This is a genomic window from Pantoea sp. CCBC3-3-1, assembly GCF_007981265.1.
Taxonomy (GTDB): Bacteria; Pseudomonadota; Gammaproteobacteria; order Enterobacterales; family Enterobacteriaceae; genus Erwinia.
On sequence record NZ_CP034363.1, the window covers coordinates 273,845 to 287,003 of the forward strand.

The following is a 13,159-nucleotide window of genomic DNA, read 5'->3' on the forward strand; positions in this document are numbered from 1 at the left end:
GATATTCCTAAAATACTGCCAAATAAGCAAAAAAACGGACGGACAATTCTTAATCCGTCACGGCTGTTTTCGGGTGAGAAAGCAGTAATGAAAAGGTTAACATCATGAAATATGGCGTCTTTATGGTTAATAAGGGCCAAAAGGGTGTTTTTCCGCCTGAAACCGCTCTTTAATCAGAATTGTTAGTTAATGGCGCTAAATTGCGGTGCTAATCCAGTCATAAATAGCGCGATATCACAATATCCGGTCAAATGTCGCTTCGTTGGCTTAAAAACGTCCCGCTATTGTCAGGAAAAATCCTTCGCTTCGCCCCTCGTTACTGCCCTGAATTCTGGTAATTTATTGCCTTATAATGACCCCGCCTGAAACCCTTCAGGCGGGTTATCCATTCATTTAATGAAGGGAAAGTGTATGAAAAAAGTCTTATGTGCTGCTGCAGCCATCGTGTACTTAGCAAGTGCTTCTGCCGCGTTCGCCGCGACTGAAGAAGCGGGTGCCGCTGCGGGCGCCTCTGCGGGAACGCTTTCCGCCGGGACGACCACGGCAGTGGGTGTGGGTGCGCTTGGCGCACTGGTTGGCGTTGCGCTGGCAGCAAGCAGCGGCGGCAACGGTTCTAATACCGGAACCACCACCACAACCACAACGAGTACAACTCGCTAAGTTCGGTTAATTAATCATAACCACACGCTCGTGTGGTTATTTTTTGAGATTGTCAGACTTTTATTCAGGGACTCACCGGTGCGCTACATTCCACTGCTGTTCTTATGCCTGTTTCTCCAGGGCTGTACTCAAACACAAAAAGGCCTGACCGAGACGGTAAAACTCGCGCTTCTGGGCCCTGATGATGTCCAGGTAAGTGATGAACAGGTACAGAGCCTGCCTTATGCCAGCATGTACCTGCGTCTTAATCAGGGACAGCGCATTTTTGTTGTGCTGGGCTTTGACGAAAATGGCCAGCAAAAATGGGTAACTCGTGACCGTTCGATGTTAGTTACTCAGCATGGCCGCCTGGTTAAAACCGCGGGACTGAGCGACAACCTGTCTGAAGTGACCAATCTTGAGCAGGATCCGCTGGCGGATGCTTTGCATCTGACGGAAGGCGCAAGCTGGACGCGTACGCTCAGCTGGTCTGAAGCCGGTAAGTTCCGTGCGGGAACTGCCGTCTCACGCTTTAATCGTCAACCGGATGAAGTACTGACGCTGGCCGGGAATCGCGTAGCCTGTCGCGTCTGGCAGGAAGAAGTCACGCTGCCTGTTAGCGGCAAGTCCTGGACAAACACCTTCTGGATTGATACGACCACCGGGCAGGTTCGCCAGGCGCAGCAATCGCTGGGCGGCGACAAGTTCTTCATAGAAACCACCATTCTGAAGCCTGCGAAATCATGAAAAAAATAACATTACTCCTCGCAGGACTTACGGCCTGCACGGCGCTGAGCGCCCATGCGGACAGCCAGGTCACCGTTTACTCTCCGGGCCAAACGCAAACTGCCGTCATCAGCCATGCGCAGAATCTGTCACAGCTGGTCGCCAGCCCGGCCTTAAATGGCAAAACCTGGTGGCCCGGTACGGTCATCAGCGAAAAGCTGGCGACGGCGGTAGCGGTGCAGGAACAGCAGCAGCTGCTGGCACGGCTGAAAAGCTGGAGCAGTGAGCTGCGTGCCGATAACGATGCTGAGAAAGCGGCCGTGGTCGATAACCTCTGGCAGCAAATTGCCGAGGTGAAAGTCACCGGTCGGCAGCTCGCCAATCTGGATCCGGACTGGGTGCGTATCCGCCCGGAAGAGAATCGTCGGCTGGAAGGTGACTACAGCGTTTATACCCTGCAAAAGCCGGGCACGATCAGAATTGCCGGTGTGGTCAGCGGCAGTGGCAAAACGCCATGGGTAGCGGGACACAGCGTGGTGGATTACCTCGACGCGCACCCAAATCTGAGCGGTGCCGAGCGTAATTTTATCGTGCTGATTTCGCCCGAGGGCAAAGTGCAGGAGGTGCCGGTTGCTTACTGGAACCGCCGTCACGTTGAGCCTGAGGCAGGCAGCACGATTTACGTCGGCTTATCTTCATGGTCGCTGCCAGATCAACCCGATCTTAACCAGCAGATTGTTTCTGTCTTGACGCACCGGATCCCTGACTGATGAAAAAAACCTATCTTCTCAGCCTGCTGGCGATATCTGTTGCCTGCGCCTGTCAGGCTCAGGCTGCCACCTATCCCGATCCCGTGGGGCCTTCACAGTCCGATTTCGGCGGCGTGGGTCTGTTACAGGTGCCGACGGCGCGAATGGCAAAAGATGGCGAATTCAGCCTGAACTATCGCTATAACGATCAATATCGTTTCTATTCTTCTTCAGTGCAGCTGTTTCCCTGGCTGGAAGCCACCATCCGCTATACCGATGTGAAAACCCGTCGCTACAGCGCCGTGGACAGCTTCAGCGGTACCCAGAGCTATAAAGATAAGGCCTTCGATCTGAAAGCGCGTCTGTGGCAGGAAGGCTACTGGCTGCCGGAAGTTTCCGTTGGGGCAAAAGACCTCGGCGGTACGGGCTTGTTCGACAGTGAATATCTGGTGGCCACCAAAGCGTGGGGACCGTTTGATTTCACCATGGGACTGGGCTTTGGTTATCTCGGCAACAGCGGTACGGTGAAAAACCCGTTCTGTCAGGCCGACAGCAGCTATTGCTACCGCTCTAATACTAACGGCACCGCAGGCTCAGTGAGCGACAAAGACCTCTTTAAGGGGCCAGCCGCTATTTTTGGCGGTATCGAATATCAGACGCCGTGGCAGCCGCTGCGTTTGAAAGTGGAATATGAAGGCAACGATTATCAGGATGATTTCGCCGGTCGCCTGGAGCAGAAAAGCAAGGTCAACGTAGGGGCGATCTACCGCATTACCGATTGGGCAGACGTCAACGTCAGCTATGAGCGCGGTAATACGCTGATGGCAGGCTTCACGCTGCGTACCAACTTTAACGATTTGCACACCGCCTCCATCGACTCGCCGAAGCCCGCTTATAAGCCTCAGCCTCAGGGCGAGTTTCTGGAGCCGACCGTTGTTGCTAATCAGCTGACCGACCTGAAATATAATGCGGGTCTGAATGGCCCGGACGTGCAGGTAAACGGCGATACGATGTATGTGACCGGTCAGCAGTCGAAATACCGTAATACTCAGGAAGGCGTCGATCGCGCTAACCTGATCCTGATGAACAACCTGCCGGCAAATGTCACTAAACTCAGCGTGACTGAAACCCGTAGCCACATGCCTCAGGTGACGACCGAAACTGACGTCGACAGCCTTCGCCAGCAGCTGGAAGGGTATCCGCTGGGCAAAGAAAAAATGCTCGATCAGAAGCGCGTAGAACCTGTCGATCCAGGCCATACCGAGCAGGGTTACTACATTGATGCAGACCGCTTCAGCTATAGCCTGTCGCCGGTGCTTAACCAGTCCGTCGGCGGCCCGGAAAGCTTCTATCTGTACCAGCTGGGAGTCATGGGCAGCGCCAGCTACTGGCTGACCGATCACTTACTGATCGACGGCAGCGTATTTGGCAACCTGACCAACAACTACGATAAGTTTACTTATAACGGCGCACCTGCGGACTCTTCGCTGCCGCGTGTTCGTACCCATATTCGTGACTACGTAGAAAACAACGTTTACGTGAATAACCTGCAAGCCAACTATATGCATGCGCTTGGCAACGGCTTCTATGGGCAGGTATACGGCGGTTATCTGGAAACCATGTACGGCGGCGTTGGGGGCGAAGTGCTTTATCGTCCGCTTGACTCTGACTGGGCGTTCGGTGTTGATGCCAACTACGTGAAGCAGCGTGACTGGGACAATATGATGCAGTTCACCGACTACAATGCGAAAGTCGGTAATCTGACAGCCTACTGGCGTCCTTCCTTCTTCAACCACCAGGTTCTGGTGAAGGCGAGCGTTGGGCAATATCTGGCAGAAGATAAAGGCGCAACCGTCGATATTTCACGTCAGTTCGACAGCGGCGTGATTGTGGGGGCTTACGCGACCAAAACCAACGTTTCGGCAGAAGAATATGGCGAGGGTGACTTCACCAAAGGCTTCTATATTTCGATTCCAATGGATCTGTTTACCGCGACGCCAACGCGTGGTCGTGCACAGGTTAACTGGACGCCGCTAACGCGTGACGGTGGCCAGATGCTGGGTCGTAAATACCAGCTGTATGATATGACGACCGATCGGGATAAAGATTTCCGCTAGTTTGTCAGCCGTTTGAGGGGCGAAGCGATTCGCCCTGAGATTGTTAACATAGCGCTGACGCGAAACCTGTTCCACAAAGATGTAAAGAGCGGCGTCCGGGCTGGGCCGTCCCTGGCCCGGGACGCTGTGTCTCAGAATCATGTTCCTCGCCCTTTGAGTGTGTCAGCCGTCTTGTGCCCATTCTTCGTCTTGCCTCGCGCCATACGGCAGAACTTGTGAACTTGCTCACACTAAAGCATATTGTGCCTGTCAGAAGGCTTGTTCTGGCATGTCAACGTGACTTCAGAGGATGTTTGCATGATTACCGCCACGCGTATTGCCTGGGTATTACAAATGGTCCTGAATGTAGGACTGATTTTTCTGGCCTGCATTTTGGCTATTTTTTTAGGAAAGGAAACCTTTCATCTCGCCAATGTCCTGTTGAATACGGGTGAGCAAACCTCTTCCTATCTGCTGATTGAAGGGATCGTAATTTACTTTCTCTATTTCGAGTTTATTGCGCTGATCGTGAAATATTTCCAGTCCGGCTACCATTTTCCGCTGCGCTACTTTGTGTATATCGGCATCACGGCGATTATCCGCCTGATTATCGTCGACCATAAAAACCCGTTCGATACGCTGGCTTATTCTATTGCCATCCTGATTCTGGTCGTCACGCTGTGGCTGGCGAACAGCAACCGCTTGAAAAGAGAGTAGCCGTGGTGCCGTTCTGAGAGGCCTTTCAAACTAATTCAGACCGGCATTCTGTGTTCTCTCTTCAGCTCTGCGTTACACTAGGGCACCCTAATTTTGCCCGGAGAAGCGCAATGGCCGAGCACGCGCTAACACAACTGCGCGCCATCGAATGGCTACCTGTCTCCTCACCTGAATTGCCCGCTTCCGTGCTGGACTGGCTTCTTGAGGAGGATTCAATGACCCGCCGTTTTGAGCGTCACTGTCAAAAAGTGACGGTTGAAATCGTGCGGGAAGGCTTTATCAGTGCAGAGGAAGCGGCACCCGAAGCGCTTTTACTGCCACTGGCGTCGCGCTACTGGTTGCGAGAGATCCTGCTGTGCGGCGATGGTGAACCCTGGCTGGCTGCGCGAACGGTTCTGCCTGAATCTACGTTGCAGGGGCCGGAACAGATGCTACAACAGTTGGGCACCCGCCCCCTGGGCCGCTACCTGTTTACCTCGTCAAGCCTGAGCCGCGACTTTATTGAGCCGGGACGAATTGATGGTCTGTGGGGACGTCGCTCACTGCTGCGTCTCTCCGGCAAACCGCTGTTACTGACTGAACTGTTTTTACCGCCAGCACCGCTTTATCGGGCATCGCAGGCCGAAAGGAACCCGTAGTATGGAGAAGTCTTTACCCGTGAATAAATTCCAGGCCTACAGCCGTCTGATGCGTATTGATAAGCCGATTGGATCGCTGCTGCTGCTATGGCCGACCTTATGGGCGCTGTGGCTGGCTGACCTGAAAATTCCGCCGCTGAACGTGCTGGTGGTGTTTGTGCTGGGCGTATTTTTTATGCGTGCCGCAGGCTGTGTGGTGAATGATTTTGCCGACCGTAAAATCGATGGACACGTGAAGCGGACGCAGCAGCGCCCAATGCCAAGCGGTGCCGTCAGTTCGAAAGAGGCAAAACTGCTGTTTGCCGGACTGGTGCTGGTCTCATTCTGTCTGGTGCTGACCATGAATACCATGACTATTCTGCTGTCGTTTGGCGGGCTGGCGCTGGCCTGGGTTTATCCTTTTATGAAGCGTTATACCCATCTGCCTCAGGTGGTGCTCGGCGCGGCATTTGGTTGGGCGATTCCAATGGGCTGGGCTGCGGTAAGCGAATCGGTGCCGCTTGCATGCTGGCTGCTGTTCCTTGCCAATATCTGTTGGACCGTCGCGTACGACACGCAATATGCGATGGTGGATCGGGACGACGACTTGAAAATTGGCGTTAAATCAACGGCTATTCTGTTTGGACGTTTCGATAAGCTGATTATCGGACTGTTGCAGTTTGCCACGCTGGTGCTGATGGCGCTGATTGGCTGGATGATGCAGTTGGGCGGGCCTTTTTACTGGACATTACTGCTGGCCGGCGCGCTGTTCCTCCATCAGCAGAGGCTGATTGCCGCACGAGAACGTGAAGCCTGCTTCCAGGCTTTTCTGAATAACAACTACGTGGGTCTGGTACTGTTTATCGGTATTGCACTGAGCAGCGCACCGCTCGCCAACTGGCTTTAAATTTCAGGCAATAAAAAAGGGCCGTCTAAGGCCCTGAAGGTGCTGGCATAGTGCTGGCACAAAAACACGAGCCTTTCACAAAGACGCAAAAAGCGGCATCCGTGGCAGCTCATCCTGAGCCGTCCATGGCCCAGCGCGCTTTGTTCCAGGCTCGCGTTTCTCAGCAGTCAAAACGCTCAGCTACTCGTGCACGAGCGCGCTTTCAATCGTCATTCTCACTTCCTGCGAAATCAGATCGGCCAGCATCTGGTAAACCTTATGCGTTTGCTCGTACAACGCATCGCCAGTATCACTGATATAGCCTTCATCGCGCAGCGTCAGCACTAACGTCGAGAACACTGCTTTATCGAAGAACTCTGGCGCGTTGATGCCGTGCAGCACTGACAGACGCTGAGCCATTGTCCGGCTCTCTTTCTCCAGCGTACCGCGGTTTATCGACGGGTTTGCGCTGAGGATTGAGAAGGTGATGGCATAGCGCTGTAGCGTTTCACGCACGCCAGCTGCCAGCAGCTGAAGCGTGTGGAAATGTGCCGGGCTGAGACGCAGCGTCTGCGTTTGCTCGTCGGCAGTCAGCAAGCCCTGACGGGCCATCTCGCTAACCAACGCATCCAGTACGCCTGGCAGATCTTCTTTGTTCCAGTGCAGGAACAGCTCGCTTTTCAGCATTGGGTAAATAACGCTGACCTGGCGCAATAGCTCTGCACGGCTCAGTTCGCGATGCTGCATCAGCATCACTGCAATGATCGACGGCATCACCAGCATATGGTGAATGTTATTGCGGTAATAGGTCATCAGCACCGCCTGCTCGCGTGGCAGAACGATGATTTCACCAATGTTGTCCTGCTCAATCTCAAACTTATTCATGCTCAGGGCATGGTCCAGCAACGCTTCTGGCGTCATGTCCGGCACGGTTGAGTCTGGCGAGTAAGGCACGTTACGCAGTAGCTGTACGTAGCAGTCCAGCTGTTCCGTCAGCTGCTCGCGGGTCAGTGAACGCTGCCGTGAAGCCAGCAGGGCGGTAACGCACAGGTTCATGGCGTTTGCCGCACCAGCGTTGTTAATTCGCACCATCACGCTTTGAGCAATGTCATTCACCGCTGGCGTCAGCCAGGCCGGACGTTGTGCCTCGATAGGATCGATAGAGTCGCGCCACTCGGGCACATGGGTGTTGAGGTAATTGACCAGCGGCAGCGGTTCACCGAAGTTCACATAGCCCTGACCCAGGTTGCGCAGCTTACGCAGGCCGCGCAGCATCTGCATAAAGCCTTCTTTCTCTTTAGTCGCACCGCGCAGCTCTTTCGCGTAGGTTCCCACTTCCATCACGTGCTCATAGCCGATGTAGATAGGCACCAGCGTGATAGGACGATTACCGCCGCGCAGCATCGCCTGAATCGTCATCGACAGCGTGCCGGTTTTCGGATCCAGCAGGCGACCGGTACGGGAACGCCCGCCTTCAACAAAGTACTCGACCGAATAGCCACGGGTGAACAGCTCGCCCAGATATTCGCGGAAGACGGTGGAATAGAGCTTGTTGCCTTTAAAGGTACGACGGATAAAGAAGGCGCCCAGACGGCGGAAGATCGGACCGGCAGGCCAGAAATTAAGATTGATGCCGGCAGCGATGTGCGGCGGCACCAAACCCTGGTGATAAAGCACGTACGAAAGCAGCAAATAGTCCATGTGGCTGCGATGGCAGGGAACATAGACGATTTCGTGGCCGTCCTGTGCCAGCTGACGCACGCGTTCACCGCCATTAACGTTAATGCCCTGATAGAGCTTGCTCCACGTCCAGCCCATGATGCGGTCCGTAAGACGGATCGCCTCATAAGAGAAGTCGGCGGCGATCTCTTCCATCAGCTCAACGGCATTCTGCTGGGCTTTTTCGTGGGAAATTTTCTTGCTGCGCGCTTCATCTTCCACCGCTTTGGCAATGGCTTTGGACTGGAGCAGCTTGCTGAACAGATCCTGACGTACCGGCAGGCGCGGGCCAACCGCAGCCAGTCGCTGACGAGCGAAGTGCATACGGGCTACGCGAGCCAGCTTCTGCGCGATAGATTTGTCAGTGCCATGTTCCGTCGCCATACGGCGTAGAGAGACCATGGGTGAGAAACGCACAAAGCTGTCGCGTCCCAGCCACAGGACGGCAAAGAACTTTTGGATGCCGTTCAACACGCGCAGATGCGGTTGCTCATCCCCTTGTACTTCGCGGCCTGGCGCACGGCCAAACATGACGGAAACGGGCACCATCTGCACATCGAGCAGCGGGTTGCTGCGGTGCAGATCCAGGTACTCATGGAACAGCTTGACCGATTCCAGATTTGGCACAAAGTAAGGGAACACGCGTGGGCCATCATGGATAAACACATGACGTGGCAACACCGTACCGTCGATTTCTAACGGATCCAGCGGATCGGGCAGATCCTCTTTGCGGCATTGCTCACGCAGCGCCAGCAGATCGGCCTTTGAATCGTACGGCAGCACGTACATAATAGGACGCGACGTATCGAGTCCCAGTTCAGCGACCGGCTCGGCGGGGATCGCCTTACTCTTTACCAGAAATTTAACGGGTAAATTCAATAAGTTATAATATAAGTTACGCCAACCTGACATAGACAACATGAAGCCTCTTGTTAGCAAAGCGCCGCAAGCATACCAGAAAGCGCCAGTGAGATCTGTGGTGTTGCAAAATGTGCTGCACCCACACATTGACGCTAAACTTTACAAAGGGTTCCCTGATTATGGCAAATAACGTCACTGGTTTGACTCGCATCATTAAAGCTGCGGGCTACTCATGGAAAGGTCTGCGCGCGGCCTGGCAGCACGAAGCCGCTTTCAGGCAGGAATCGTTAGCGGCGCTTGCCGCCATTCTGATTGCCTGCTGGCTGGACGTAGACGCGATAACCCGTGTACTGCTGGTGGGGTCCGTCATTATGGTCATCATCGTCGAACTTCTTAACAGCGCCATTGAAGCAGTAGTCGACCGCATCAGCAGCGATATTCATCCGCTTGCCGGCCGCGCAAAAGACATGGGCTCCGCTGCGGTGTTACTGGCTACTCTACTGGCTCTTTTTGTTTGGGTAATGCTGTTGATTCCTCATTTGCGGCATGTTTTCCAAAATTAACGTAACAGTCGTTTTTTACTCAACTTTATAGTTTTCAACCGGCAAATACCTGTATATACTCACAGTCGACTGTATAAACAACCAGGGGGCGGGATGAAAGCACTAACGGCAAGGCAGCAGCAGGTTTACGACCTGATTCGCGACCATATTAACCAGACCGGTATGCCACCGACACGGGCAGAGATCGCCACGCAGCTCGGTTTCCGTTCCCCGAATGCGGCTGAAGAACATCTGAAAGCGCTGGCGCGTAAAGGCGTCATCGAAATTGTTTCTGGCGCATCACGCGGTATCCGCCTGATGATGGAAGAAGAAGGCGGTTTGCCGCTGGTTGGACGCGTTGCGGCGGGCGAACCGCTGCTGGCTGAACAACATATTGAAGGGCATTATCAGGTCGATCCCGATTTGTTTAAGCCTGGCGCTGATTTCCTGCTGCGCGTTAGCGGCATGTCGATGAAAGATATTGGTATTATGGATGGTGATTTACTGGCCGTGCATAAAACGCAGGACGTGCGTAATGGTCAGGTCGTGGTTGCGCGCATTGACGATGAAGTCACCGTCAAGCGGCTGAAAAAGCAGGGTAATATTGTTCAACTGCTGCCTGAAAACAGTGAATTTCAGCCAATTGTTGTCGATCTGCGTCAGCAGACTTTCTCAATTGAAGGGCTGGCCGTCGGCGTTATCCGCAACGGCAACTGGCTTTAAGCTTCCCTGTTTTGTACGCGCCGTTGCTCCCGCGGCGCGTCTCCTCTGGCCGTAATGTCCCGTTCGGCTGTGGACCGCTAATGTAATCCTGTCGCGCAGTGGATGATGATGCGATTAATAACCTCCTCAGACAAACACCTCTGGCGGCTGGCGCTGCCGATGATCCTTTCCAATATTACCGTGCCGCTGCTGGGCCTGGTTGATACTGCCGTTATTGGCCATCTGGACAGTCCCGTTTACCTGGGCGGCGTCGCAGTAGGAACAACGACCACCAGCTTTCTGTTTATGCTGCTGCTGTTTTTACGGATGAGCACCACCGGTCTGACCGCTCAGGCATTTGGCGCTAATGACAAACCCGCATTAGCTCGGGCGCTGATGCAGCCTTTGCTGATCGCGCTGTTTGCCGGGCTGGCTTTTATCCTCTTTAAAACTCCCCTTACTCATCTTGCTCTGTCGCTGGTTGGCGGGAACAGTGACGTTTTGCATCAGGCGGCACTGTTCATGCATATTCGCTGGCTGAGCGCGCCGGCAATGCTGGCTAACCTTGTGCTGCTCGGCTGGCTGTTAGGCGTTCAGTATGCGCGTGCGCCTGTTGTTCTGCTGGTGGTGGGTAACCTGGTGAATGTTCTGCTCGACCTGTGGTTTGTCATCGGATTGAAGTGGGGCGTTGAGGGCGCAGCAGCCGCAACCGCGATTGCCGAATACGTCACGTTGATGGTCGGGCTGGTCATGGTATGGCACGTTCTGAAAATGCGCGGCGTCTCTTTTCCCCTGCTGAAAAAGGCCTGGCGAGGCAATGTTGGTCGTTTGCTGCGGCTTAATCGTGACATTATGCTGCGCTCATTGCTCCTGCAACTCTGCTTTGTCTCGCTGACCTTCTTTGGCGCGAGGCTGGGTAGCGATACAGTAGCCGTTAACGCTGTTTTACTGATGTTTCTGACCTTTACTGCCTATGCGCTCGATGGTTTTGCCTATGCGGTTGAAGCTTGCTCTGGCGAAGCCTGGGGCGCACGGGATGCTCAAAAGCTTCTGGTCGTCTGGCAGGCAGCCTGTCGTCAGGCTGGCCTGGTCGCGCTGATGTTTTCGGTCATCTATGCGCTGGCAGGTACGCATATTGTTGCGCTACTTACTTCACTTCCTGAACTGCAACAGCAAGCCGATCGCTATCTGTTCTGGCAAATTCTGTTGCCGATCTGCGGCGTATGGTGCTATCTGCTGGATGGCATGTTTATTGGCGCTACGCGAGCCAGTGAAATGCGCAACGGCATGGTGATAGCCGCATTGGGTTATGGCGCCACGCTGTTATTGGTGCCTTCGCTGGGCAATCATGCTTTATGGCTGGCCGTCACCGTTTTTCTGACTTTACGCGGGCTTTCCTTATGGGCAATTTGGCGCTACCACTGGCGACATAACAGCTGGTTTACGCCCTGTCAGAATTTGTAACTTCTTGCCTGCCGCTTCGCTAGTCACTGATATACCAAATATTTTCTGTTTTTTGCGCCGCTGTTGCAAAATTTTTTAACCTAAAAATAGCGTTCAGCCAGGCAAAGTCGCCATCTTCTACTACAATTATCTGTACGTTAAGCACTTAAGCAGCGTTTTATGTTGCTGCAAGCCGTTTTGCTGAAACGAAAGCCAAGAAACTGTTAAAACCTAAGGTAAGGAGCAAAAAATGAATAAAGACGAAGCCGGCGGTAACTGGAAGCAGTTAAAAGGTAAAGTGAAAGAAAAATGGGGCAAGCTGACCGACGATGATATGACTGTCGTAGAAGGTAAACGCGATCAGCTTGTGGGCAAAATCCAGGAACGCTACGGTTATGCTAAAGACCAGGCGGAAAAAGAAGTCAGCGACTGGGAAAGCACCAACGACCATCGTTTCTGACCGCCTTCAATAGCCTACAGGCAAGTGCCAGGCAGTGCTCCCCGTACTGTCCTGACAGCTTTCAGCAGGTAACTCAGGGTTCGGGACGGTGCTCCTACCACTGTTCTGAACCTGTACAGCGCTGAAAGTACTTAAGCGTAGCAGGAAGAAGTTCCTGGCAAGGCACAAGGAAGGTGCCACTTAATCCTTTCTGATATATCCCCTAATCAACGCCCGCGTTTTTTTGCTGTTACGGTATGATCGTGCTGGCAGGCATCATGGTGTTGACAGGCTTCAACTTCCACACATTTTTTGCATAATCCATGCGCTTCAATCACGCTATTGGCCAGCGCAAAGCCCGTGCTCAGGGCCAGTGATTTTAAAATATTTTCGACGCCTTCTGCATGTTGTTCAGCTACCGCGCCGCAGCGATCGCAGATAAGCATTGCCGAAGTATGGGAGGGCTGTTCGAAATGATGGCAGACGACATAGCTATTGGTTGATTCAACCCGATGCACAAACCCCTGTTCCAGCAGGAAATCCAGCGCGCGATAGACCGTTGGCGGTTTTGCCTGCGGCTCGCTGCTTCGCAACAGATCCAACAGGTCATAGGCGCTGATTGCCCCATGGTGTTGGCTCATCAAGCGGAGCACTTCCAGGCGCTGAGGCGTCAACCTGACATTGCGCTGTAGACAGATAGCTTCTGCCTGCGACAAGATTTTTTCAGGACTGCTTACGTTCATAACTTTCCCCCAGGCTGGATCAGAGTGTTATGTTATCACAGAGGCAGCAAAACGCCGAATCTCCCCATCGCCGGGTTCCCTCGCTTTTCGCCGCACAAAAAACGCCCATATCACTCCAGCAATGTCTGGTTGTAATCCTTTTCCATCGTTATCCGGGAACGTTCAGAGCAGCGAACATTTTTCCGTACCAGTAGTTTTTTAAGGATTTGTAAAATTGCGATTGCAGGCTGAAATGTTCCTGTCTACTTTTTATATAAGGGTTTCTGAATGTTCAGCGAAT

General features: G+C 53.5%; 13 protein-coding genes. 11 read left to right on the forward strand and 2 right to left on the reverse strand.

The genetic code is table 11. The features are described 5' to 3' along the window. Positions 1-411: 411 nt before the first annotated feature. The 7 genes from yjbE to ubiA all read left to right on the forward strand — a co-directional run bounded on the left by yjbE (position 412) and on the right by ubiA (position 6,451). Positions 412-660, forward strand: a complete 249-nt coding sequence (gene yjbE, locus EHV07_RS01065) for an exopolysaccharide production protein YjbE (RefSeq protein WP_147194028.1) — start codon at positions 412-414, stop codon at positions 658-660. Between the two features lie 78 nt (positions 661-738). Further along, on the forward strand, positions 739-1,386 hold the full coding sequence (locus tag EHV07_RS01070; RefSeq protein ID WP_147194030.1) for a YjbF family lipoprotein: 648 nt from the start codon (positions 739-741) through the stop codon (positions 1,384-1,386). Then, positions 1,383-2,135: a capsule biosynthesis GfcC D2 domain-containing protein gene (locus EHV07_RS01075; RefSeq protein ID WP_147194032.1), complete on the forward strand. Its 753-nt coding sequence runs from the start codon at positions 1,383-1,385 to the stop codon at positions 2,133-2,135. The genes EHV07_RS01070 and EHV07_RS01075 overlap by 4 nt, the downstream gene beginning before the upstream one ends. Further along, on the forward strand, positions 2,135-4,231 hold the full coding sequence (locus EHV07_RS01080; RefSeq protein ID WP_147194034.1) for a YjbH domain-containing protein: 2,097 nt from the start codon (positions 2,135-2,137) through the stop codon (positions 4,229-4,231). Before EHV07_RS01075 ends, EHV07_RS01080 begins: the two co-directional genes overlap by 1 nt. Positions 4,232-4,528: 297 nt before the next feature. Continuing rightward, positions 4,529-4,927 (forward strand): phosphate-starvation-inducible protein PsiE, encoded by a 399-nt coding sequence (gene psiE, locus EHV07_RS01085; RefSeq protein WP_147194036.1) that lies wholly within the window; start codon positions 4,529-4,531, stop codon positions 4,925-4,927. 110 nt (positions 4,928-5,037) lie between these two features. Continuing rightward, complete coding sequence (ubiC, locus tag EHV07_RS01090) at positions 5,038-5,565, forward strand: chorismate lyase (protein WP_147194038.1); 528 nt, start codon at positions 5,038-5,040, stop codon at positions 5,563-5,565. Position 5,566: 1 nt separating this feature from the next. Further along, positions 5,567-6,451, forward strand: a complete 885-nt coding sequence (gene ubiA / locus EHV07_RS01095; protein WP_147194040.1) for a 4-hydroxybenzoate octaprenyltransferase — start codon at positions 5,567-5,569, stop codon at positions 6,449-6,451. Between the two features lie 180 nt (positions 6,452-6,631). On the opposite strand, the gene plsB is transcribed toward ubiA, so the two are convergent. After that, positions 6,632-9,061, reverse strand: a complete 2,430-nt coding sequence (plsB, locus tag EHV07_RS01100) for a glycerol-3-phosphate 1-O-acyltransferase PlsB (RefSeq protein ID WP_147200488.1) — start codon at positions 9,059-9,061, stop codon at positions 6,632-6,634. Between the two features lie 128 nt (positions 9,062-9,189). Between plsB and EHV07_RS01105 the strand changes: the two genes are divergently transcribed. From EHV07_RS01105 to EHV07_RS01120, 4 genes are all read left to right on the forward strand, one after another. Beyond that, positions 9,190-9,573, forward strand: coding sequence for a diacylglycerol kinase (locus EHV07_RS01105; protein ID WP_147194042.1), 384 nt, complete (start codon positions 9,190-9,192; stop codon positions 9,571-9,573). Positions 9,574-9,666: 93 nt separating this feature from the next. Further along, positions 9,667-10,275, forward strand: coding sequence for a transcriptional repressor LexA (gene lexA, locus EHV07_RS01110; protein ID WP_147194045.1), 609 nt, complete (start codon positions 9,667-9,669; stop codon positions 10,273-10,275). Between the two features lie 108 nt (positions 10,276-10,383). Next, on the forward strand, positions 10,384-11,718 hold the full coding sequence (gene dinF / locus EHV07_RS01115; protein WP_147194047.1) for an MATE family efflux transporter DinF: 1,335 nt from the start codon (positions 10,384-10,386) through the stop codon (positions 11,716-11,718). A 229-nt stretch (positions 11,719-11,947) separates the two neighbouring features. After that, a complete protein-coding gene (locus EHV07_RS01120) occupies positions 11,948-12,157 on the forward strand; it encodes a CsbD family protein (RefSeq protein WP_147194049.1) in 210 nt (69 codons plus the stop codon). Between the two features lie 206 nt (positions 12,158-12,363). Here EHV07_RS01120 and zur read toward each other — a convergent pair whose 3' ends face one another. Continuing rightward, positions 12,364-12,879, reverse strand: a complete 516-nt coding sequence (gene zur / locus EHV07_RS01125; protein ID WP_147194052.1) for a zinc uptake transcriptional repressor Zur — start codon at positions 12,877-12,879, stop codon at positions 12,364-12,366. Between the last annotated feature and the right edge of the window lie 280 nt (positions 12,880-13,159).

What these genes read in the sequence shown, in the direction of transcription:
- yjbE (WP_147194028.1), top strand. Translation starts at nt 412, where the DNA reads ATGAAAAAAGTCTTATGTGCTGCTGCAGCCATCGTGTACTTAGCAAGT.
- EHV07_RS01075 (WP_147194032.1), top strand. Translation starts at nt 1,383, where the DNA reads ATGAAAAAAATAACATTACTCCTCGCAGGACTTACGGCCTGCACGGCG.
- EHV07_RS01080 (WP_147194034.1), top strand. Translation starts at nt 2,135, where the DNA reads ATGAAAAAAACCTATCTTCTCAGCCTGCTGGCGATATCTGTTGCCTGC.
- psiE (WP_147194036.1), top strand. Translation starts at nt 4,529, where the DNA reads ATGATTACCGCCACGCGTATTGCCTGGGTATTACAAATGGTCCTGAAT.
- ubiC (WP_147194038.1), top strand. Translation starts at nt 5,038, where the DNA reads ATGGCCGAGCACGCGCTAACACAACTGCGCGCCATCGAATGGCTACCT.
- ubiA (WP_147194040.1), top strand. Translation starts at nt 5,567, where the DNA reads ATGGAGAAGTCTTTACCCGTGAATAAATTCCAGGCCTACAGCCGTCTG.
- plsB (WP_147200488.1), bottom strand. Translation starts at nt 9,061, where the DNA reads ATGTCAGGTTGGCGTAACTTATATTATAACTTATTGAATTTACCCGTT.
- EHV07_RS01105 (WP_147194042.1), top strand. Translation starts at nt 9,190, where the DNA reads ATGGCAAATAACGTCACTGGTTTGACTCGCATCATTAAAGCTGCGGGC.
- lexA (WP_147194045.1), top strand. Translation starts at nt 9,667, where the DNA reads ATGAAAGCACTAACGGCAAGGCAGCAGCAGGTTTACGACCTGATTCGC.
- dinF (WP_147194047.1), top strand. Translation starts at nt 10,384, where the DNA reads ATGCGATTAATAACCTCCTCAGACAAACACCTCTGGCGGCTGGCGCTG.
- EHV07_RS01120 (WP_147194049.1), top strand. Translation starts at nt 11,948, where the DNA reads ATGAATAAAGACGAAGCCGGCGGTAACTGGAAGCAGTTAAAAGGTAAA.
- zur (WP_147194052.1), bottom strand. Translation starts at nt 12,879, where the DNA reads ATGAACGTAAGCAGTCCTGAAAAAATCTTGTCGCAGGCAGAAGCTATC.